The sequence below is a fragment of the Streptomyces sp. NPDC001728 genome (assembly GCF_040297565.1).
In the GTDB taxonomy this organism is placed as follows: Bacteria; Actinomycetota; Actinomycetes; order Streptomycetales; family Streptomycetaceae; genus Streptomyces.
On sequence record NZ_JBEOZK010000008.1, the window covers coordinates 225201 to 247073 of the forward strand.

The following is a 21873-nucleotide window of genomic DNA, read 5'->3' on the forward strand; positions in this document are numbered from 1 at the left end:
CCGGCTCAGCCCGCCGGGGCGAAGGCCGCGTCCATCTTCTTCGCGGCGTCGTCGGCCGCCGCCTTGACGTCCTTACGGCCGCTGACGACCTCCTGGAACATCGTGGGCAGCACGAGGGAGGCGTCGATCTGGCCCCAGCCGGGGGAAGCGGGGACGAATTTGGTGCCGGCGCCGAGGGTGTCGATGAAGGGCTTCACGAAGGGCTGGCGCCGGGCGGCGGCGGCCCGGACGTCGGTGTACGTGGGCAGGAAGCCCATGGCGTCGAAGAGCTCGCCCTGGGTCTCCTTGCCGGTGAGGGACTTGAGGAGGTCGACGGCGAGGCCGCGGTGCGAGGTGCTCCTGAGGACGCCGATGTTGTTGCCGCCCGCGAAGGCGGGGGCGATGGATCCGGGGGTGGTGCCGGGCAGCGGGACGACCGCGTACCTGCCCTTGACGGTGCCGGCTTCGACGGCGGCGTGGCTGAAGTCGCCGCCGATGGCCATGGCGGCCTTGCCGGAGGCGAAGGCGGTGACGGTGGCGTTGCCGCCCATCTGGGCGCACTTGGCGGCGGGGCAGTTGTCGTCGCCGAAGAGCGAGGTGTACGTGCCGATGCCCTTGAGGGCGGCCTCGCTGTTGACGGCGGCCTTGTACGAGTCGCCGTTCGCGGTGGCGAGTTCGCCGCCGGCGGCCCAGACGAAGGGCATGGCGCCGTAGGTGTAGGCGCCGCCGACGGCGAGGCCGTACAGCTCGGGCTTCGCCTTGCGGATCTTCTTGGCGGTGGTGACCAGTTCGGCCTGGCTCTCGGGTGCGGTGAGGCCGAGTTCCCTGAACACGTCGGTGCGGTAGTAGAGGGCGCGGACGCCGACGAAGAGCGGGGCGCCGTAGACCTTGCCGCCGACGGTGACGGACTGCCTGGCGGTGGGGTCGGTGTCCTTCGCCTCGTCCCAGGCGGTGAACTCGGCGCTGATGTCGGCGAGTCCGCCGTCCTTGACGTATCCGGCGGTGTCGGTGTTGCCGTACTCGATGAGGTCGGGGGCGGACCCGGGGTCGTTGAAGGCGGCCTTGACGCGCTGGGCGCGGGTCTCGACGGGGATGTACTCGATCTCGACCTTCGCGCCCCGGTGGCTCTTCTCGAAGGCGGCGACGGCCCGGTCGACGACCTGTTCCTTGGGCTTGTTGCTCACCTCCTGGAAGAGCCAGACGCGCAGGGTGCCGGTCTTCTCGTCCGTCGTGGCCCTGCCGTCGGACGTCTGGGGCGCGCAGGCGGTGGCGGTGAGGCCGGCCAGCAGGAGTGCGGCGGCGGTGAGGCAAACGGAAAGCTTCATGAAACGGTTCCCCTCCGAGCATGTGTTGCAACATGCGCAACGAGCGTTTCGTGCTGCACAACACGCGTGAGGTTAGGCGTGCCTCCGGCGGCCCGACAAGAGGTCTCGACCACTTCAACCACTCCGTGACCGCCGGAAGCACCCCGTGCAACGGAACCGGACGGCGAACGGGAGGCGGAACCGGAGGGGCGGAACCGGAAAAGGAACGGCCCCCGCCGCGCATGCCGAAGCACGCACGGCGGGGGCCGTCACCGACTACCCCGACGCCAGGACCGCTTACTTGTCCTTGCCGCCCTTGTCCTTGTCGCCGCCGGCGCCCATGGAGTCGTAGATCTCCTTGCACATCGGACAGACCGGGTACTTCTTGGGGTCGCGCCCCGGCACCCAGACCTTTCCGCACAGCGCCACGACGGGCGTGCCTTCGAGGGCGCTCGCCATGATCTTGTCCTTCTGGACGTAATGGGCGTAGCGCTCGTGGTCGCCGTCACCGTGGGACACCTGCGGCGTCGGCTCGACGAGGGTTCCCGTACCTGCCCCGCGCTCGGGCTCGAGAGTGCTCATAACCGCCAAGGGTACTGAAAGCCGGGGCCCCGGGTTGACCGAAGGCGGCGACCCCGGACCGGGGGGCGGGCCGCCCTCAGTTGAGGGACGGGTCGTCGGGGTAGGTCGCGATCATCGCGAGTTCGCCGCGTTGCCGCCGGAGGACCTGCCGCCAGAGGCTCTCGGGGCGGGGCGAGGAGACGTCGCCGGGCTCCGACTCGACCACGTACCAGGCTCCGTCGCCGAGCTCGGACTCCAGCTGGCCGGGGCCCCAGCCCGCGTACCCGGCGAAGATCCGCAGCGAGCCGAGGGCGGGTCCGAGCAGTTCGGGCGGGGTCTCCAGGTCGACGAGTCCGATCGCCCCGTACACCCGCCGCCAGCCGAGCGGGCCCTCGTCGCCGGGGATCACGGCGACGCCGAGGGCGGCGTCGAGGGAGACGGGGCCGCCCTGGAAGACGACGCCGGGTTCGCCGGCGAGTCCGGCCCAGGGCGCGAGGATGTCGCCGACGGTCACGGGCGTCGGCCGGTTGAGGACCACGCCGAGCGAGCCCTCGTCGTCGTGGTCGAGCAGCAGTACCACCGCGCGGTCGAAATTCGGGTCCGCCAGCGCGGGGGTGGCGACAAGCAGCCGTCCTGTGAGCGAGGACACCTCGGTCATGCGACACATGATCTCGCATCTTCGGCGTTCGCGTGGGCTGTCGGGCACGACGGCGGCGCGGCGGCGGGAAGTCGACGGCCTTCGCAGATCAGGGGGGCGCGGGCGGCCGTCCGGCCCTGACGGACCGACCCAAGCGGACGGTGACGCTCCGCAAGATCACGGGAACAGAGGGTGTTGTGCCGAATTCATTACATCTGACAGACCCCCCGGGGCACCCGATCGGGGTCTCATGGACCTTTACCCTTTTCTCTGGCCACCCGACCGACCCCACCGGAACGCGAGATTCATGACCGGCACAGACGATGTCCTGCTTGTCCACGGCGGAACCCCGCTGGAGGGCGAGATCCGCGTCCGCGGCGCGAAGAACCTCGTGCCCAAGGCGATGGTCGCCGCCCTGCTCGGCAGCGGCCCAAGCCGGCTGCGCAATGTGCCCGACATCCGTGACGTCCGGGTGGTCCGCGGGCTGCTCCAGCTGCACGGGGTGACGGTCCGTCCGGGCGAGGAGCCCGGTGAACTCCTCCTCGACCCGACGCACGTCGAGTCCGCGAACGTCGCCGACATCGATGCCCACGCCGGCTCGTCCCGCATCCCGATCCTCTTCTGCGGCCCGCTGCTGCACCGCCTCGGCCACGCCTTCATCCCGGGCCTGGGCGGCTGCGACATCGGCGGCCGGCCCATCGACTTCCACTTCGACGTGCTGCGCCGGTTCGGCGCCACCATCGAGAAGCGGGAGGGCGGGCAGTACCTGGAGGCCCCCCAGCGCCTTCGCGGCTGCAAGATCCGGCTGCCGTACCCCTCGGTCGGCTCGACCGAGCAGGTGCTGCTCACGGCGGTGCTCGCCGAGGGCGTCACCGAGCTGTCGAACGCCGCCGTGGAGCCCGAGATCGAGGACCTCATCTGCGTACTGCAGAAGATGGGCGCGATCATCTCCATGGACACCGACCGGACCATCCGGATCACCGGTGTCGACCGCCTCGACGGCTACACCCACCGGGCGCTCCCGGACCGCCTGGAGGCGGCCTCCTGGGCGTCCGCGGCGCTGGCGACCGAGGGCGACATCTACGTGCGCGGCGCCCAGCAGCGCTCGATGATGACCTTCCTCAACACCTTCCGCCGGGTCGGCGGCGCCTTCGAGATCGACGACGAGGGCATCCGCTTCTGGCACCCGGGCGGCTCGCTCAACGCGATCGCCCTGGAGACGGACGTGCACCCCGGCTTCCAGACGGACTGGCAGCAGCCGCTGGTGGTGGCCCTGACGCAGGCCTCCGGCCTCTCCATCGTCCACGAGACGGTGTACGAGTCCCGGCTCGGCTTCACCTCCGCGCTCAACCAGATGGGTGCGCACATCCAGCTGTACGCCGAGTGCCTGGGCGGCTCCGACTGCCGCTTCGGCCAGCGCAACTTCCTGCACTCGGCGGTCGTGTCCGGCCCGACGAAGCTTCAGGGCGCCGACCTGGTCATCCCGGACCTGCGCGGCGGCTTCTCGTACCTGATCGCGGCGCTCGCGGCCCAGGGCACCTCCCGGGTGCACGGCATCGACCTGATCAACCGCGGCTACGAGAACTTCATGGAGAAGCTGGTCGAGCTGGGCGCCAAGGTCGAGCTCCCGGGCAGCGCGCTGGTGTAGTCCGTACGGGGCCCTTCGGGGCCCTGTAAGGCGCCACCGGCCCCCACGGACCCGTACAAGCGGCCCCCGCGGGCCCGTAGAAGCCCCGCACAGGCCCGTACAAGCCCATACGAAAGGGCGGCCACCCCCTGACAGGGTGGCCGCCCTTTCGGCGCCTCCAGGCCGCTTACGCGCCCTCGTGGCCTTACTTGCCCTTGGCGGCTTCCTTGAGCTTCGAGCCCGCGGAGACCTTCACGCTGTAGCCGGCCGGGATGTTGATCGGGTCGCCGGTCTGCGGGTTACGAGCGGTGCGAGCGGCACGGTGGGTGCGCTCGAAGGTCAGGAAGCCGGGGATGGTGACCTTCTCGTCGCCCTTGGCGACGACCTCACCGACGGTCTCGGCGAGAGCGGCCAGCACGGCGTCGGCGTCCTTGCGGGTCACCTCGGCACGGTCGGCCAGGGCGGCCACCAGCTCACTGCGGTTCATGTTGTTACTCCCGTGTTCTTCTTGCCTGTGAGGCGTGCCACGCGGCGGAAGCCGCGTGATTGGGTACAGCGAAGCCGATGCTGCCAGGGCCTTCGGACAGTCCCCGGACCCGGGTCTAATGACAGACCCTCGCGCCCAAACACGCATCCTGCCCCCACCAGCGGCGGGAACGCCAATCCGGCACCCCCTCGGGTCACACGAAAAGCGCCAGAGCCCCGTGGTGGTGACGTTCTGTCGACTCCACGAAAACCAAGCGGAGCCGAAAAGCCACCCTAAAGGCGGGTTTACGGCTCCGCGAATCGCGACGCGCCGTCAGCGGGCGCCGTCGGCGCCCGCCGCGGTGCCCGCTGTGGCGCCCTCGGTCAGAGCCCGGACGTCGCCGTGCCGCCGGCCGCGGACTTCGCCGCGTTGCGGACCGCTCCGGCGACCGCGCCCGCGACCTTGTCGTTGAAGACCGACGGGATGATGTAGTTCGGGTTCAGCTCGTCCTCGGAGACGACGTCGGCGAGGGCCGTGGCGGCGGCCAGCATCATCTCGGTGTTGACCGTACGGGACTGGGCGTCGAGGAGCCCGCGGAAGACACCCGGGAAGACCAGCACGTTGTTGATCTGGTTCGGGAAGTCCGAGCGGCCGGTGGCGACGACCGCGGCCGTCTGGCGCGCGGCGGCCGGGTCGACCTCCGGATCGGGGTTCGCGAGCGCGAACACGATCGCGCCCTCCGCCATGGCGGCGACGTCCGCCGCGCCGAGCAGGTTCGGGGCGGAGACGCCGATGAACACGTCCGCGCCGACCACGGCCTGCTTGAGGGTGCCGGTGACGCCCTCCGGGTTGGTGTTGTCGGCGATCCAGCGCAGCGGCGAGTCGGCCTGGGCGTCCACCAGGTCCTCCCGGCCCGCGTGGACGACGCCCTGGATGTCGGCGACGACGGCGTGCTTGACGCCCGCGGCCAGCAGGAGCTTGAGGATGGCCGTACCGGCGGCGCCGGCACCGGACATGACGACCCGTACGTCACCGACGCTCTTGTTCACCACACGCAGCGCGTTGGTGAGGGCGGCGAGGACGACGATCGCGGTGCCGTGCTGGTCGTCGTGGAAGACGGGGATGTCGAGGGCCTCGCGCAGCCGGGCCTCGATCTCGAAGCAGCGCGGCGCCGAGATGTCCTCCAGGTTGATGCCCGCGAAGCCCGGGGCGATGGCCTTGACGATCGCCACGATCTCGTCGGTGTCCTGGGTGTCCAGGCAGATCGGCCAGGCGTCGATGCCGGCGAAGCGCTTGAAGAGGGCGGCCTTGCCCTCCATGACGGGCAGCGAGGCCATCGGGCCGATGTTGCCGAGGCCGAGGACGGCGGAGCCGTCGGTGACGACCGCGACGGAGTTGCGCTTGATGGTGAGGCGGCGGGCGTCCTCGGGGTTCTCGGCGATCGCCATGCACACGCGGGCGACGCCCGGGGTGTAGATCATGGAGAGGTCGTCACGGTTGCGGATGGGGTGCTTGGACGCCATCTCGATCTTGCCGCCGAGGTGCATCAGGAACGTACGGTCGGAGACCTTGCCGAGGACGACGCCCTCGATGGTGCGCAGCTGCTCGACGATCTCGTCGGCGTGCGCGGTGGAGGTCGCGGCGATGGTGACGTCGATGCGGAGCTTCTCGTGGCCGGAGGCGGTCACGTCGAGGCCGGTGACGGATCCGCCGTGGGACTCCACCGCCGTGGTGAGCTGGGAGACCGCGGTCCCGCTCGCGGGAACCTCCAGCCGGACCGTCATCGAGTACGAGACGCTGGGCGCCGTTGCCATGGCCGACTTCCTCTGCTTTCCCTGAGCTTCGTTGCTACGCCGCCCCGGCTGGTTGCCCGGCGGCGCCCTCCGATGGTCGCACCTACCTGCCGGTAGCAGGTAATGCGGTCATTTTGTTTTCGGAAAGTAGTTTCCACCATACGAGAAGTGTCGGGGAAACAGAAGAGGCCCCCGTCACCGGAGGTGACAGGGGCCTCGACTTCGTACATACATCTAAGTGGCACCGACCCGCCATGCTCGCCTCGCGGCAAGTGGTCCCTCAAAGGGACGAAGGTTGGGCCCGGGGGCTTGGATCGAGCCGGTGCCACGACAAGGCTAACAAACCACCCTGGCTGGTGATTCCAGCGCCACAGGTTGACCGGAATTCGGCCTCTTGCGCCCCGCTCGATCAGTCCATCGGGCCCCTGGGATCAGTCCCTCAGCAGGTCCGGGACCCCCGCCTCGTCCGGCAGGTCCCCGGCCGCCGCGACGACCGTGAGCTGCTGCGTCGCCCGGGTGAGGGCCACATAGAGCACCCGCAGGCCGGCCGGGGACTCGTCCGCGATCTCCGCCGGCGAGACGACCACCGTGGCGTCGTACTCCAGGCCCTTCGCCTCCAGGGAGCCGAGCGCCACCACACGGTCGCCCAGCTCCGCGAGCCAGCGGGCCGCCTCCTTGCGCCGGTTCATGGCGACGACGACGCCCACCGTGCCCTCCACCCGTTCGAGCAGCTGTCGCGCCTCGAAACGTACGGTTTCGGCCAGATCCCCCTTCTCGGGGACCGCCACGAAGCGGGGTTCGACGCCCGTCGAGCGCACCGCGCGCGGCGACTCCTTGCCCGGCATGGCCAGCGCGAGGACCTTGGCGGCCAGCTCGGCGATCTCCGCCGGGTTGCGGTAGTTCACCGTCAGCTCGAAGCGGCGGCGCGGCCGGGAGCCGAGGGCCTCGTCACGGGACTCGGCGGCCTCGTCCGGGTCCGACCAGGAGGACTGCGCCGGGTCGCCGACGACCGTCCAGGTGGCGTGCCGGCCGCGCCGGCCGACCATGCGCCACTGCATGGGCGTGAGGTCCTGCGCCTCGTCGACGATCACGTGCGCGTACTCGGTGCGCTCGGCGGCGAGCCGCTCGGCCCGCTCGCGCTGGGTCTCCTCGCGTACGGGCATCAGCTCCTCCAGGCCCGTGAGCTGGTCCAGCGGGTCGTACTCCCGGCGCCTCTTCGGCCGGGCCGGGGCGCCGACCAGCGTGTTCAGCTCGTCGAGAAGGGCCACGTCGTGGACGGACAGCTCCTTGCGGCGCAGCGAGCGGGCGAGCCGCCGCACCTCGCCCGGATTGAGGATCCGGCGGGCCCAGCGGCCGAGCCGCCGCTCGTCGGCCATCGCGTCGAGCACCTTGCGCGGGGTGAGCTCGGGCCACCAGGCGTCGAGGAAGCCGAGGAAGGAGTCCTCGGTGGAGACGTCCTCGTCGAAGGAGGAGCGCAGTTCGGCGGCGAGCTCGGGGTCGCTGTGCCGGCCGACCGCGCCCGACTTGGCGTACAGCGCGTCGAGAAGGAGACGGCGGGCGCGCGGCCGGAGCAGGTTGACGGGGGCGGTGCCACCGAGGACGTTGTGGCGGATGCGCCGCAGTTCGTCGGACTCCAGCTCCAGGCGGCGGCCGAAGGCGACCACCCGCAGCCGGGTGGGGGTGCCGGCGGGCACGGCGGCCTCGTCCTCGTCCTCCCCGAGGGCCAGCTGGGCCTGCGGGGCCCTGGGCGCCGGGGTCTCCAGGGCGCCGCGGGCCGCCTTCCGCAGCACGTGGAGCATGCGGGAGGAGCCCTTGATCCGGGCGACGGCCGGGTCGTCGTACGCGGTGGCCTCGGCGCCGTCGACCAGCGAGCCGACGGCGCGGATCGCGACCTGGCCCTCCTCGCCGAGCGAGGGCAGGACGCCCTCGGTGTACGAGACGAGGAGCGGGGTCGGGGAGACGATCAGGATGCCGCCCGCGTACCGCCGCCGGTCCTGGTAGAGCAGATAGGCGGCCCGGTGCAGGGCGACGGCGGTCTTGCCGGTGCCGGGGCCGCCCTCCACGTACGTCACGGACGCGGCGGGCGCCCGGATGACGAGGTCCTGCTCGGCCTGGATGGACGAGACGATGTCCCGCATGGTGTGGCTGCGGGCCTGGCCGAGGGCGGCCATCAGGGCGCCGTCGCCGATGACGGGCAGCTCGCGCCCGTCCAGGGTGGCCCGCAGCTCGGGGCGCATCAGGTCGTCCTCGACGCCGAGGACCTGGCGGCCCTTGGAGCGGATGACCCGGCGGCGTACGACCCGGCCGGGGTCGACCGGCGTGGACCGGTAGAACGGCGCGGCGGCGGGCGCGCGCCAGTCGATCACCAGCGGCGCGTAGTCGGAGTCGAGGACCCCGATGCGGCCGATGTGGAGGGTCTCCCCGATCTCGGCGGTGCTGTCCGGGCGTACGGCGTCCTCGGCGGGCTCGATCGAGGTGTACGCGCCGTCGGGACCCTTCTTGCCGTCCTTGCCGTACAGCAGGTCGATCCGGCCGAAGAGGAAGTCCTCGAACTCGTTGTTGAGCCGGTTGAGGTGGATGCCGGCCCGGAAGACCTGGGCGTCGCGCTCGGCGAGGGCGCCGGGCGTGCCGACCTGCCCCCGCTGGGCGGCGTCGTTCATCAGGAACTCCGCCTCGTGGATCTTCTCCTCCAGTCGGCGGTAGACGTGATCCAGATGTTCCTGCTCGACACCGATCTCACGGTCTCTGACCGTGTCCACGGCTTCCTGCGCGGCCACCTAAGGCCCCCTTCTGACGTGCACTGGGCAGCCGTCGAGCGTACGCCACCGGAAGGCACCGTGTCAGGCGAGATCACCGTTCAGGGGAACGGCGGCCGGAACACCGGGCGGCGGGTCGTCGTGCAGGAGGCGCTGGAAGAGGTGGTGATCGCGCCAGTCCCCGTCGATGTGGAGGTAGCGGGGCGCGGTCCCGATACGGGTGAACCCGCTCTTGGCGAGGACCCGTTGGGAGGCGTGGTTGTCCAGGACGGTGCCCGCTTCGACCCGGTGCAGCCCCAGTTCCTCGCGGGCGGCCCGGCAGGCCTCCTCGACGAGCGCGGTGGCCAGTCCGCGCCCGGTGTGTCCCTGGTCGACCCAGTAGCCGAGGGAGGCGCTGCGGAAGGGGCCGAGGGCGATCCCGGAGAGGGTGGCGGCGCCGACGACACGGTCCCCGGAGACCGCGAACCACCGCACCCCGCCGTCCACGAGCCGCTCGGCCTGCGCCTCGGCGGTGTAGTACCACTCGGGCCGGTACGGCTCCCAGGGCTTCATGTACACGCGGTTGCGGACGAGGGCGAGAGCCAGGGCGGGGGCGTCGTCCGGGTGGGCGGCCCGGATCCGCACGTCGTGTTCGGTCATCCGCGTACGGTACCCACCGCGGTGCGGGCCGGCCGGGCGCTACCCGGCGTGCTGGTCGCCCACCACGGGATCGGGTGCGTCCTCCGTGGGTTCCCGTACGTCCGCCCCCGGGTCGGGTACGTCCGCCGTCGGGTCCAGCGCCAGGCGGTACCCCCGCTTGACCACCGTCTGGATCAGCTTCGGCGTGCCCAGCGCCGCCCGCAGGCGGGCCATCGCCGTCTCCACCGCGTGCTCGTCGCGGCCCGCGCCCGGCAGTGCCCGCAGCAGGTCGGCCCGGGACACCACCCAGCCGGGGCGGCGGGCGAGCAGTCCGAGGAGGGCCATTCCGGCGGGCGGGACGGGCCGGGGGGCGCCGTCGACGAGGACGGCGTGGCCGCGCACCTCCACCCGGTGGCCCGCGACCGGCAGGACCCGGGTGCGGGCGGGCAGTTCCCGGCAGAGCAGCTGGACGAGCGGGCCGAGCCGGAAACGCTCCGGCTGGTACGTGGTGATGCCCTCGGCCTGGAGCGGGAGCGCCGTCACGGGACCCACGCACACCGCGAGCACCTCGTGCCGCAGCGCGTCGACGAGCGGACCGCGTACCTCCTTCTCCTCGGCCCGGGAGAGCAGCGAGGCGGCGGCGGGGGCGCTGGTGAAGGTGACGGCGTCCACGCCCCCGGCGAGGACCGTGTCGAGGAGCCGGTCGAGCGGGCCGGTCTCCTCGGGCGGCATCCAGCGGTAGACGGGGACGCCGACGACCTCGGCCCCGGCCGCCGTCAGCGCCTCCACGAAGCCGGGCAGCGGCTCCCCGTGCAGCTGGAGGGCGATCCGGCGGCCGGTGACCCCTTCGCCGAGGAGCCGGTCGAGGACCTCGGCCATGGACTCCGAGCCGGGCGACCAGGACTCGGTGAGCCCGGCGGCCCGTACGGCTCCCTTGACCTTGGGCCCCCGGGCGAGGAGTTCGACGCCCCGCAGGACGGCGAGGAGCTCCTGCCCGTACCCCCAGCCCTCGGCGGCCTCGACCCAGCCCCGGAAGCCGATCGCCGTGGTGGCGACGACGACGTCCGGGGCGTGGCCGATGAGTTCCTTGGTGGCGGCCAGGAGTTCGGTGTCGTCGGCCAGGGGGACGATCCGCAGGGCGGGGCCGTGGACGACGGCGGCGCCGCGCCGGTGGAGCAGCGCGATGAGTTCGTCCGCGCGCCGCGCCGCGGTGACGCCGACCGTGAAGCCGGCGAGGGGGCCGTGTTCTTGCTCGTCCATGGGGACCGAGCCTGACGGGACCGCGTGACGGATTCGGTTCGCCCGTATTTCCTGGTCGTTACGGTCCGCGCCGGGCACCGGTGATCACACCCGCGCGGAGACGGGACGGGGCTCCGGCCCTCCGCCGTCCCCGGCGGTCCCGGGGACGGCGGAGGGGGCGGCGGAGGGGGCGGCAGAGGGCGCGGTGGTGGGGACGGCCGAGGGGCGGCGAAGGTATACCGCCCAGGTGACGGTCATGCAGGCCGCGTAGAAGACCAGGAAGGCGACGAAGGCGGCCGTCCCGGTGCCGGCGGTCCGGAAGGACTGGCGGAAGGCGAGGTTGATGCCGAGGCCGCCGAGCGCGCCGGCCGCCCCGATGAGGCCCATGGCGGCCCCGGAGAGGCGGCGCCCGTAGGCCTCGGCGGCCTCGCCCGAGAGGCCCTGCCGATGCCCTTGGGCGAGGAAGATCGCCGGGATCATCTTGTACGTGGAGCCGTTGCCGAGGCCACTGAGGACGAAGAGCCCGGTGAAGCCGACGAGGAAGACGGTGAGGGATTCGGTCACGGAGGCCTGGATCACCACGCCGGTCGCGGCGGCCATCGCGGCGAAGGTGCCCAGGGTGACGCGGGCGCCGCCGTGCCGGTCGGCGAGGGAGCCCCCGACCGGGCGGACCAGGGAGCCGAGCAGCGGGCCGATGAAGGTGAGCGAGGCGGCCTGGAGCGGGGTGCGGCCGAACTGGGTCTGGAGCACGAGCCCGAAGGCGAAGCTGTAGCCGATGAAGGAGCCGAAGGTGCCGATGTAGAGGAAGGCCATGATCCAGGTGTGGCGGTCCCGCACGGCCTCCTGGGCGGCTCCGGTGTCGTTCCTGACGGGGGCGAGGTTGTCCATGAAGAGCGCGGCGCACACGGCGGCGACCACGATCAGGGGGAGGTAGACGCCGAGCACGATCCTCGGGTGCATCGCCCCGGCGGTGCCGATGACGAGGAGGCCGACGAGCTGGACGACGGGGACGCCGATGTTGCCGCCGCCCGCGTTGAGGCCGAGCGCCCAGCCCTTCTTCCGCAGCGGGAAGAAGGCGTTGATGTTGGTCATGGAGGAGGCGAAGTTGCCGCCGCCGATGCCGGTGAGGGCGGCGACCAGGACGAAGGTGCCGTACGAGGTGCCGGGCTCGGTCACCGCGAAGGCGAACCCGGTGGGCAGCAGGAGGAGCAGGGCGCTGAACACCGTCCAGTTACGGCCGCCGAAGCGGGCGACGGCGAAGGTGTACGGGACGCGGATCAGCGCGCCGACGAAGGTCGCGGTCCCGATCAGGAAGAACTTGCCGGCCGGGTCGATGCCGTACTGCGGGCCCATGAAGAGCACCATGACCGACCACAGGCTCCAGACCGAGAAGCCGATGTGCTCGGAGAGCACGGAGAAGACCAGGTTCCGCCGTGCGGTCCGCTCCCCCGTCTCGCGCCAGAAGGTCTCGTCCTCCGGCTCCCACCGTTCGATCCACCGGCCGCCGCCCATGCCGTACCTCCGCGGGTGTCGGGTCCCGGGGCGTCCACAGCCCGGATCCACCTGTCACCGACGCTAGGGAGGCCGCGTTTCGCGCCGGTGCCGCGAGGTGACGGCGGCGGAACCTTGCTCTCACCCGGGGCGCGGGGGGCTTGTGAGCGGGGGCCTGTCCGCGGCGGGGACTTGTCTGCGGGAGGGCTTGTCCGCGGCGGGCAGGGCCTGCCACCCGCTACGGGATCCCCGGCTCGTCCTCCGGGAGCCAGGAGCCCGCCGGGCGTTCCAGCCACCCCGCCGCCGCACCGATCTCCGCGGCGGCGGCCCGCAGCGCGTCCAGACCGGGGTGGCGCAGCCCCTTGCGCCACACCAGGCTCACCGGCGACAGGGGTACGGGGTCGACGAGCGGGCGCAGCACGCAGTTCGGCATCGGCGGGAAGTCGACGGCGGCGAGCACCGGGTTGCGGTGCTTGGCCATGATGCGGCGGAACTCCTCCTTGCCGATCGCGAGCGGCGCGGGCGGGGCGACCTCGATGCCGCGTCCGGCGAAGAGCCGGGCGGCGAGGTCGGTCCACTCGGGCGTGCGGTCGTTCCCGGCGCCCGCGTAGATCCGTTCCCCGGCGAGGGCGGCGAGCGGCACCTCGGACAGCCCGGCGAGCGGATGGTCCTCGGGGAGGATCACGGCCATCCGTTCGTACCGCACGAACTGCACCTCGAGCCGCGCCCGCAGCGCCGCGTCGAGCCCTCCGTACCGGCCGAAGGAGGTGTCGAGGCGACCGGCGACGATCTCCCGCGCGGCGCCGGTGAGCCCACTCTCGTAGCGGGCCATCAGCTCCTGGTCCGGGGCGAGTTCACGGGCCCGGGACAGGACGTGCTCCTGGGCGAGGCCGGGGCTGTTGAGGTCGACGAGCAGGGGCCGGGGCGCGGCCCCGAAGGCCTCGGTCAGCTCGTCTTGGGCGGTCAACACCCTTCGTGCGTACGGGAGGAGACGTTCACCCTCGGGGGTGAGGGTGACCTGCCGGGTGGTCCGCACGAACAGCTCGGCGCCCAACTCGCTTTCCAGGCGCCGGATGTCGCGGCTGAGCGCCTGCTGGGCGACGTAGAGGCGGGCGGCGGCGCGGGTGAAGTGCAGCTCCTCGGCGGCGGCGGTGAAGGCGCGCAGGAGGCGGGGGTCGAGGTCGCGCGGGGCGCGTGAGACGGTCGGGAGGGCCACCGGCGCATTCAACAACACAGGCGCGTGAATGACCACCGAACAGGTGTTGGACCCGGCGGGCCCGCTCCCCCGAACCTTGGTCCATGCCGCCACCGGACCTCACCCTGACCCCGGCGGGCCCGGCCCTCGCCCCCCGCTACCGCGAAAGCGACCGCCCGGCCCCCACCGCGACGAGCCCCACCGGCACCATCGCACCCACCCCCCGCAACCCCTACCTCCGCCTCTTCACCCTCCCCGGCACCCGCGCCTTCACCGCCGGCAATCTGATCGCCCGGCTCCCCATGGGCATGTTCGGCGTCAGCGCCGTGATCATGATCGCGGGGGCGTACGGCTCGTACGCCCTGGCCGGCGCCGTCACCGCCACCGGCATGGCCGCCGGAGCGCTCACCGCCCCCTGGATCGCCCGGCTCGTCGACCGGTACGGCCAGGCCCGGATCGCGGTCCCCGCCACCGCGTACGCGGTCCTCGGCCATCTCGTCCTGCTGCTCTGCGTCCATGAGAAGGCGCCGGTCTGGGCCCTCTGCGTCACGACCGCGCTGACCGCCACCGCCCCGAACACCGGCGGCATGTCCCGGGCCCGCTGGGCGCATCTGCTGCGCGGCGATCCGGACGCCCTGCACACCGCCAACGCCTTCGAGCAGGCCGCCGACGAGCTGTGCTTCATGCTCGGCCCGGTGATCGCCGCGTTCCTCTGCTCGGCGCTCTTCCCGGAGGCCGGCACCCTCACCGGCGCCCTCCTCTTCCTCGGCGGCGTCCTGCTCTTCGCCGCCCAGCACTCCACCGAGCCGCCGATCGCCCCGCGCACCGCCGCCGGCTCCCCGCTGCGGGTCCCCGGCATGGTCCCGCTCATGACGGTCTTCCTCGCGACCGGGGCGATCTTCGGTTCCATGGAGGTGGTGGCCCTGGCGTTCGTGGACGGCCCCGTCGCCGGCCCGGTGCTCGCCCTCCAGGCCGCCGGCTCCGGTGCGGCGGGCCTGCTCTACGGCCGCGCCCGCCGCACCGCCCGGCTCCGTACGTGCCTGGCCGCGATGGCCGCCCTGATGACCGTGCCGCTGCTCGCCGCCTCGACGGGCTCGCTGCTCGCGCTGGCCGCCGGACTCCTGGTGGCGGGCATGGCGACCGCGCCGACGATGGTGACGGGCATGGGCCTGGTCCAGCGGCTGACCCCGCCGTCCCAGCTCAACGAGGGGATGACGCTGGCCGTGACCGCCCTCCTCGGCGGCATCGCGATCGGCTCGGCCACCGGCGGCTGGGCCGCCGACCACGCGCCCTTCGCCGCCTTCGGCTTCCTGGTCCCGGCCGCCGCGGCGGTGCTGGCCCTGGCCCTGTGCACGGCGACCGGGGTGGGCGGCCCCGGCCCCGGCATGACAAAGGCCCGGCGGTCGTCGTGACGACTGCCGGGCCTCTGCCCACATGGGATGAGGTGTCCGGGAGGGCGGGCCCCCTCGGACGCTCGGTGGAGATGGCGGGAATCGAACCCGCGTCCAACGGTACGGAAACAGAGCTTCTCCGTGTGCAGTCCGCTACGAGTTTCTCAGCCCCGGAGATCACGCGGACAAGTCTCCGACGGGCTCAGTCACTGTTTGATTTCCCCCTCACCCCCGTGACCGAGGTGAGAGGTTTAGATCCCTAAATGACGCCAGGATCCGGGTCGGGACCACCCCCGGGCTGACGCTCCTCACAGAGGCTTCTGGTCGTTACCTAAAATTAGGCAGCGAGGGCGAAGCGGGAGTTATCGCTCTTGGAGTTGGCGATTATTGGTTGCGACATATGGTTTACGAGATCATTGCCGCTTCCTCGACACGCTTCCTCTGCATCGGTATCCGCTGTCGAAACCGATCATCCCCATGTTGTGTTTTCAAAAGCCGCACCCGCTGTGAGGTGCGAGACCCATCGTACGTGACCGACGGGCGCTGTCGCCAGCGTATTACCCGCTGCCGCGCCGCCGAGCGGTCCCGGCCGCCCGGCTAGCCGACCTTGGCCGCCCGCTGCCTCCGCTTGGCCGCGGCGATGGCCCGGTTCGTCTCCCGGGTGTCCTGCTGCTCGCGGAGGGTCTGCCGCTTGTCGAACTCCTTCTTGCCCTTGGCGAGCGCGATCTCGACCTTGACCCGGCCGTTCAGGAAGTACAGGGCGAGGGGCACGATCGTGTGACCCGTCTCCTGCGACTTCGCCTCCAGCTTGTCGATCTCCTCGCGGTGCAGCAGCAGCTTGCGCTTCCGCTTCGCCGAGTGGTTGGTCCAGCTGCCCTGCATGTACTCGGGCACATGGATGTTGTGCAGCCACGCCTCGTGGCGGTCGATCTGCACGAAGCCGTCGACCAGCGAGGCACGGCCCATCCGCAGCGACTTCACCTCGGTGCCCATGAGCACCAGACCGCACTCGTAGGTGTCGACGATGTGATAGTCGTGGCGCGCCTTCTTGTTCTGCGCGATCAGCTTGCGCTCGGGCGCCTTGTCCTGGTTCTTCTTCGCAGGCTTGCCCTGCACGTTCACGAGTCCCTTTGCCATAGTGCGTTCATTTTCGCACTACGAGCCCCCTCCGAGGCCACTCAATACTGTTCTCGCCCGATCCTCGGCCCGCTCCCCCGCCGCCAGGTCCGGCAGGATCCCCCGTCCGTCCACGGCATGACCGGCCGGAGTCCGGTAGTGGCCCACGGTCAGCTCGGCGACCGAGCCGTCCGGCAGCTCGCTCGGCATCTGCACCGAGCCCTTGCCGAAGGTGCGCGAACCGACCGTGACCGCCCGGCCCCGGTCCTGGAGGGCGCCGGTGAGCAGCTCGGCCGCGCTCATCGTGCCCCCGTCGATCAGCGCCACCAGGGGCCTTCCGGTGTCGCCGCCGCCCTCCGCGTACACCGCCCGCTGCTCGCCCCGCACGTCGTACGTGGCCACCAGGCCGCCGTCGAGGAAGGCGGAGGCGGCCACGGCGGCCTCCGAGACCAGGCCGCCCGCGTTGCCGCGGAGGTCCAGGAGGACCCCGGCGCCGGCCGGGGCGGCCCGTACCGCGTCACGCACGCGCGTGCCCGCGCCCTTGGTGAAGGCGGCGACCCGGATCATCAGGGTCCCGTCGTCGAGCCGGCTCACGGTGACCGGTTCCGTCGCGACCCGGGCCCGGTGCAGCGTCTGCGACCAGGCGGCCCGGCCGCGCTCCACCCGGAGGGCGACGGCCGAGCCCTCCACGCCCTCGCCGCGGAGCAGGGAGACGACCTCGGAGACCGAGAGCCCGTCGACCGGGCGCCCGTCGACGGAGACGAGCCGGTCGCCGGTCCTGAGCCCGGCGCGCTCGGCGGGGCCACCGGCCCGTACCCGGGTCACCCGGACCCGGCCCGTCTCGGACCGGCCGGCGGAGAGCCCCACGCCCGTGTAGGCGCCGTCGAGGGCCTGCTCGAACTCGGCGTACTCCTTCTTGTCGTACACCGCGCCCCAGCGGTCGCCGCTGCGGCTGACGAACTCCTCTGCGGCCTTCTTGCCCGACTTCCCGTCGGCCATGGCCGCGGCGGCGGCCCGGCTGAGCGCGGCGCCGTCGACGGTCGAGCGGTCCGCGGCGTCCCCGGACGCCCCGCCCTGCCGCGCCGCGACCTCCTGCCGGGGCAGTGACCCGGTGGCGGCGGCGGTGGCGAGGACCCCGGTGAAGAGCAACGTCAGAACGGCCCCACGGAACACTCCGCGGGGCCGGGGACAGAGAAGGTCGGTGCCGGTCGGCATGGCGCCCACTCTAGGACAAGGCAATGGCGCCGCACGGGCTTTGGCCGTACGACGCCATCCGCCGTCACAGGTGTCTTCTCACACCTTCAGGTACTTGCGCAGCGCGATGAAAGCGGCCACAGCAGGCATCAGCAGCCCGATGGCGATCACCAGCGGCAGCTTGGCGAGGACGGCGTCCCAGCCGATGAAGTTGACCAGCTGCATCTTCTCCGCGAGGGCGATGCCGTGATCGATCAGGAAGTACCGGCCGACGAGCAGCATCACACAGGCGACGCCGCCGCCGAGGAGTCCGGCGAAGGCGGCCTCCATGATGAACGGCATCTGGATGTAGAAGCTGGAGGCGCCGACGAGCCGCATGATTCCGGTCTCGCGGCGGCGGCTGAACGCCGAGACGCGGACGGTGTTGACGATCAGCATCAGCGCGATGACCAGCATCAGGCCCATGACACAGAGGGCGGCGATGTTCATGCCGTTCATCAGGTCGAAGAGGTTCTGCAGGATGTTCCGCTGGTCCTGGACCGATTCGACGCCGTCGCGGCCCGCGAAGGCCGTGGCGACCACCTTGTACTTCTCCGGGTCCGTGAGCTTGACCCGGAACGACTCCTGCATCTGGTCCGGCGTGATGACGGAGGCGATGGCGGTGTCGCTGTACTGCTCCTTGTAGTGCTTGAAGGCCTCGTCGGCGGACTCGTGGTGGACGTTCTCCACGATGTCCATCTTCTTGAGGTCGGCCTCGATCTGCTCCTTCTGCTGCGCCGTGACCGCGCCCTTGGCGCACTTGGGCGCGGTGGCGGCGTCGGTCTTGTTGCAGAGGAAGATGGAGACGTTGACCTTGTCGTACCAGTAGTCCTTCATCGTGCTGACCTGCTCGCGCATGAGCAGCGCGCCGCCGAAGAGGGCGAGCGAAAGGGCCACGGAGACGATGACGGCGAAGGTCATCGTGAGATTGCGCCGGAGACCGACACCGATCTCGGAGAGCACGAACTGAGCGCGCATGGTGTGTTCTGTCCCCTAGCTGCTCAGTGCTGGTATCCGTAGACGCCGCGCGCCTGGTCTCGGACGAGGCGGCCCTTCTCCAGCTCGATGACGCGCTTGCGCATCTGGTCGACGATGTTCTGGTCGTGGGTCGCCATGACGACGGTGGTCCCTGTCCTGTTGATGCGGTCGAGCAGCTTCATGATGCCGACGGAGGTCTGCGGGTCGAGGTTGCCGGTGGGCTCGTCGGCGATCAGCAGCATCGGGCGGTTGACGAACGCGCGGGCGATGGCCACGCGCTGCTGCTCACCGCCGGACAGCTCGCCGGGCATCCGGTCCTCCTTGCCGCCGAGGCCGACCAGGTCGAGCACCTGCGGCACGGCCTTGCGGATCTCGCCGCGCGGCTTGCCGATGACCTCCTGGGCGAAGGCCACGTTCTCCGCGACGGTCTTGTTGGGCAGCAGGCGGAAGTCCTGGAAGACGGTGCCCAGCTGACGCCGCATCTGCGGCACCTTCCAGTTGGTGAGCCGGGCCAGGTCCTTGCCGAGGACGTGGACCTGGCCCTGACTGGCGCGCTCCTCACGCAGGAGCAGTCGCAGGAAAGTCGACTTTCCGGAGCCGGAGGAACCGACGAGGAAGACGAACTCCCCCTTCTCGATCTCCAGGGAGACATCCCGGAGCGCGGGGCGGCTCTGCTTCGGATAGGACTTGGAGACGTTGTCGAATCGGATCACGGATGCACCACGGTCGGCCGGGAGTAGGTGTGCGTGACCTTACGCGAACGGAGAAGGCCCGCGCAGTCGCGGTCCGGGCTTGCGACGTTTATCCTTTTCGCCCTCGGAGGCGGAACCGGGGTGTACCGGCGGGGCGCGCCGAAACGCCGCGGAGCTGGCAGAGTGGTAGGGGGAACGTCCGGACCTCTCCGGGCGTTGTCCTGGTGTGTAGTCCAGTGCGGGAGGAGGAGAGCGCATGACCTACGACCGACTGGTGTGCGCCAACTGCGCGGCCCCGGTCGCCGAGGGCCGCTGCCCCGTCTGCCGCGCGAACCGGGAGCGTCTGACCCCGCAGGGTCCGTCGCCCGCGATGCTGCTGACGCTGGCGATCGCCCTGCTGGCCGCGATCGCCCTGCTCGCGGCCCTCCGCACGATCTAGGTCCCGTCTTTCGGATCGGGCCGGGCTCACAGGCGCCCTGATCCACGCGGCCCGACACACGAGCCGGAGAGCGTGAAGAAGGGCCGGGGAGGAGTTCCCCGGCCCTTCTTCGTGCGCCTGTACGGCAGGTGCCGTACGTCAGGCGCTCACGCGGTTCGATCAGGCGGCGGTACGGCCACCGGCGACCAGGCGCGGGAGCATGCGGAAGCCGATGCCACCGGCGATCATGGTCGCGGCACCGATGAGCAGGAACGAGGTCTCGGCCGCGCCGGTCTCGGCGAGCTCCTCCTTCGCCGTGCCCTGCTGCACCGGCTGGGAGCCGGCGTTGTCGGTGTCGGTGTTGCTGTTGCCGGCGTCGACGCACTCGGCGCCGTCGAGGTCGACGGTGCAGGTGCCGGGGTCACCGGCGTCGGTGCCGCCGCCCTCCTCGACCGGGGTGACGGGCGAGCCCGTCTGGCCGGGGCCGGTCGTCGCGGTCGGCTTGGGGCCCTTGGTGGGCTCCTTCGTCGGCTCCGTGGTCGGCTCGGTGGTGGGCTCCGTGGTCGGGGGCTCCGTCGTCGGCTCCGTGGTGGGCGGCTCCGTCGTGGGCTCCGTGGTCGGAGGCTCGGTGGTGGGCTCCGTGGTCGGGGGCTCCGTCGTCGGCTCCGTGGTGGGCGGCTCCGTCGTGGGCTCCGTGGTGGGCGGCTCGGTGGTGGGCTCCGTCGTCTCGCAGCCGGTGCCACCGGGCATGCAGGTGTCACTCGGGCTGGGAAGCTCGTCGCCGAAGGCGCCCACGGCCTGCGCCGCACCCGCCGCGGTGAGCGACGCACCGGCGGCGATCACCGCACCGGCGGCAATGCGCGCGATACGGACTCGCATCTGCTTGGTCATCTGGCTGCTACCCCCAGTAGCTCATCTCGTCATGGGGCAGCGCTCGGGGCACGCGACAGGGGCGGCACCCGCGGTACTGGGCCGGCCCCCGTTCGCACGCGCCCCAGAAATGCGCATGCCAGTACGTCACCCTTCCGAGTTTCCGATGCAGCGTCAAGGTCGTTGCGCGTGCGATGCCCGAAAGATCACGGAGTACCCCACATGCGGCGATGCAACTGTGACGTAAACCCAGAACTCCGGTCCCCACCACAGCAGTTCCCTTGTCGACAAAGCGCCCCGACCACCCATCTTTCGCTTGCGTCAGCGAATCCGGGCGGCCGGTCGGAACGGCGCCGGGCCCCGCACCGAAAGGTGCGGGGCCCGGACCGGAATGCCGTGGGACTACTTGTCCTGCTGCTTGCGCCAGCGGATGCCGGCTTCGAGGAAGCCGTCGATCTCGCCGTCCAGGACGGCCTGCGGGTTGCCGACCTCGAACTCCGTACGGAGGTCCTTGACCATCTGGTACGGGTGGAGGACGTACGAGCGCATCTGGTTGCCCCAGGAGCTGCCGCTGTCCTTGAGGGCGTCCATCCGGGCCCGCTCCTCCTGGCGCTGGCGCTCAAGGAGCTTGGCCTGGAGGACGTTCATGGCGCTCGCCTTGTTCTGGATCTGCGAGCGCTCGTTCTGGCAGGAGACGACGATGCCGGTCGGGAGGTGCGTGATGCGCACGGCCGAGTCGGTGGTGTTGACACCCTGGCCGCCGGGGCCCGACGCGCGGTAGACGTCGACGCGCAGCTCGGACTCGTCGATCTCGACGTGGTCCGAGGACTCCACGACCGGCAGGATCTCGACGCCGGCGAAGGAGGTCTGACGACGCCCCTGGTTGTCGAAGGGCGAGATGCGGACCAGGCGGTGGGTGCCCTGCTCGACGGAGAGCGTGCCGTAGGCGTAGGGAGCCTTCACCACGAAGGTGGTCGACTTGATGCCGGCCTCCTCCGCGTACGAGGTCTCGTAGACCTCGGTCGAGTAGCCGTGGCGCTCCGCCCAGCGCAGGTACATGCGCTGGAGCCGCTCGGCGAAGTCGGAGGCGTCGACGCCGCCGGCCTCGGCCCGGATGTTGACCAGGGCCTCGCGCTCGTCGTACTCGCCGGAGAGGAGGGTGCGGACCTCCATCTCGTCGAGGGCCTTGCGGACGGAGGTCAGCTCCGTCTCGGCCTCGGCGAGGGTGTCCTGGTCGTCCATCTCCTCCGCGAGCTCGAAGAGCACCGCGAGGTCGTCGATGCGCCCGCGCAGGGTCTCGGCCTTGCGGACCTCGGCCTGGAGGTGCGAAAGCTTGCTCGTGATCTTCTGCGCCGCCTCCGGGTCGTCCCACAGGGACGGGGCCGCGGCCTGCTCTTCGAGCACGGCGATGTCGGCCCTCAGCTTCTCGAGGTCCAGGACGGCCTCGATCGACCCCATGGTCGAGGAGAGGGACTTCAGCTCTTCGGATACATCGACGACTGCCACGCG

The 21873-nt window shown here is 71.3% G+C and carries 19 protein-coding genes and 1 other RNA gene; 3 read left to right on the forward strand and 17 right to left on the reverse strand.

The window, feature by feature from the left end; translation table 11 throughout:
* Positions 1-5 precede the first annotated feature (5 nt).
* The 3 genes from ABT154_RS15255 to ABT154_RS15265 all read right to left on the reverse strand — a co-directional run bounded on the left by ABT154_RS15255 (position 6) and on the right by ABT154_RS15265 (position 2502).
* Entirely contained in the window at positions 6-1304 is a 1299-nt protein-coding gene (locus ABT154_RS15255; RefSeq protein WP_351857224.1) for an extracellular solute-binding protein, read from the reverse strand.
* Positions 1305-1580: 276 nt separating this feature from the next.
* Entirely contained in the window at positions 1581-1865 is a 285-nt protein-coding gene (locus ABT154_RS15260; protein ID WP_317876012.1) for a DUF3039 domain-containing protein, read from the reverse strand.
* Positions 1866-1941: 76 nt separating this feature from the next.
* A complete protein-coding gene (locus ABT154_RS15265; protein ID WP_351857226.1) occupies positions 1942-2502 on the reverse strand; it encodes a YqgE/AlgH family protein in 561 nt (186 codons plus the stop codon).
* A gap of 286 nt (positions 2503-2788) precedes the next feature.
* Here ABT154_RS15265 and murA point away from each other — a divergent pair, with 286 nt between their 5' ends.
* Positions 2789-4129, forward strand: coding sequence for a UDP-N-acetylglucosamine 1-carboxyvinyltransferase (gene murA, locus ABT154_RS15270; RefSeq protein ID WP_351857228.1), 1341 nt, complete (start codon positions 2789-2791; stop codon positions 4127-4129).
* Positions 4130-4313: 184 nt separating this feature from the next.
* Here murA and ABT154_RS15275 read toward each other — a convergent pair whose 3' ends face one another.
* The 7 genes from ABT154_RS15275 to ABT154_RS15305 form a co-directional block, all read right to left on the reverse strand.
* Positions 4314-4595 (reverse strand): HU family DNA-binding protein, encoded by a 282-nt coding sequence (locus ABT154_RS15275; RefSeq protein WP_017237029.1) that lies wholly within the window; start codon positions 4593-4595, stop codon positions 4314-4316.
* Between the two features lie 362 nt (positions 4596-4957).
* Complete coding sequence (locus ABT154_RS15280; protein WP_351857230.1) at positions 4958-6388, reverse strand: NAD-dependent malic enzyme; 1431 nt, start codon at positions 6386-6388, stop codon at positions 4958-4960.
* A 410-nt stretch (positions 6389-6798) separates the two neighbouring features.
* Positions 6799-9144: a HelD family protein gene (locus tag ABT154_RS15285; protein ID WP_317876016.1), complete on the reverse strand. Its 2346-nt coding sequence runs from the start codon at positions 9142-9144 to the stop codon at positions 6799-6801.
* 63 nt (positions 9145-9207) lie between these two features.
* Positions 9208-9762, reverse strand: coding sequence for a GNAT family N-acetyltransferase (locus tag ABT154_RS15290; protein WP_351857233.1), 555 nt, complete (start codon positions 9760-9762; stop codon positions 9208-9210).
* A gap of 39 nt (positions 9763-9801) precedes the next feature.
* Positions 9802-11001 carry a uroporphyrinogen-III synthase gene (locus ABT154_RS15295; RefSeq protein ID WP_351857235.1) on the reverse strand — a complete coding sequence of 400 codons (1200 nt, stop codon included), beginning with the start codon at positions 10999-11001 and terminating at the stop codon, positions 9802-9804.
* Between the two features lie 84 nt (positions 11002-11085).
* Positions 11086-12492, reverse strand: a complete 1407-nt coding sequence (locus ABT154_RS15300; RefSeq protein WP_351857237.1) for a nitrate/nitrite transporter — start codon at positions 12490-12492, stop codon at positions 11086-11088.
* A 217-nt stretch (positions 12493-12709) separates the two neighbouring features.
* The gene (locus tag ABT154_RS15305; protein ID WP_351857239.1) at positions 12710-13687 is read right to left on the reverse strand and encodes a LysR family transcriptional regulator; all 978 of its coding nucleotides are present in this window, start codon (positions 13685-13687) and stop codon (positions 12710-12712) included.
* A gap of 83 nt (positions 13688-13770) precedes the next feature.
* On the opposite strand from ABT154_RS15305, the gene ABT154_RS15310 reads away from it, so the two are divergent.
* Positions 13771-15078, forward strand: a complete 1308-nt coding sequence (locus tag ABT154_RS15310; protein ID WP_351857241.1) for an MFS transporter — start codon at positions 13771-13773, stop codon at positions 15076-15078.
* A 63-nt stretch (positions 15079-15141) separates the two neighbouring features.
* Here the strand turns inward: ABT154_RS15310 and ssrA are convergent.
* The 5 genes from ssrA to ftsE form a co-directional block, all read right to left on the reverse strand.
* Positions 15142-15534, reverse strand: a transfer-messenger RNA (tmRNA) gene (ssrA, locus tag ABT154_RS15315).
* Between the two features lie 120 nt (positions 15535-15654).
* Entirely contained in the window at positions 15655-16194 is a 540-nt protein-coding gene (gene smpB, locus ABT154_RS15320; protein ID WP_351857243.1) for an SsrA-binding protein SmpB, read from the reverse strand.
* Between the two features lie 18 nt (positions 16195-16212).
* Positions 16213-17388: a S41 family peptidase gene (locus ABT154_RS15325; RefSeq protein ID WP_351857245.1), complete on the reverse strand. Its 1176-nt coding sequence runs from the start codon at positions 17386-17388 to the stop codon at positions 16213-16215.
* Positions 17389-17466: 78 nt separating this feature from the next.
* On the reverse strand, positions 17467-18384 hold the full coding sequence (gene ftsX, locus ABT154_RS15330) for a permease-like cell division protein FtsX (RefSeq protein WP_317878301.1): 918 nt from the start codon (positions 18382-18384) through the stop codon (positions 17467-17469).
* A gap of 23 nt (positions 18385-18407) precedes the next feature.
* A complete protein-coding gene (gene ftsE, locus ABT154_RS15335) occupies positions 18408-19097 on the reverse strand; it encodes a cell division ATP-binding protein FtsE (protein WP_351857247.1) in 690 nt (229 codons plus the stop codon).
* Positions 19098-19332: 235 nt separating this feature from the next.
* Here ftsE and ABT154_RS15340 point away from each other — a divergent pair, with 235 nt between their 5' ends.
* The gene (locus tag ABT154_RS15340) at positions 19333-19515 is read left to right on the forward strand and encodes a hypothetical protein (protein WP_351857249.1); all 183 of its coding nucleotides are present in this window, start codon (positions 19333-19335) and stop codon (positions 19513-19515) included.
* A 159-nt stretch (positions 19516-19674) separates the two neighbouring features.
* On the opposite strand, the gene ABT154_RS15345 is transcribed toward ABT154_RS15340, so the two are convergent.
* Positions 19675-20385 (reverse strand): LPXTG cell wall anchor domain-containing protein, encoded by a 711-nt coding sequence (locus tag ABT154_RS15345; protein ID WP_351857251.1) that lies wholly within the window; start codon positions 20383-20385, stop codon positions 19675-19677.
* Between the two features lie 381 nt (positions 20386-20766).
* Positions 20767-21870 (reverse strand): peptide chain release factor 2, encoded by a 1104-nt coding sequence (gene prfB, locus ABT154_RS15350; RefSeq protein WP_351857253.1) that lies wholly within the window; start codon positions 21868-21870, stop codon positions 20767-20769.
* Positions 21871-21873 lie beyond the last annotated feature (3 nt).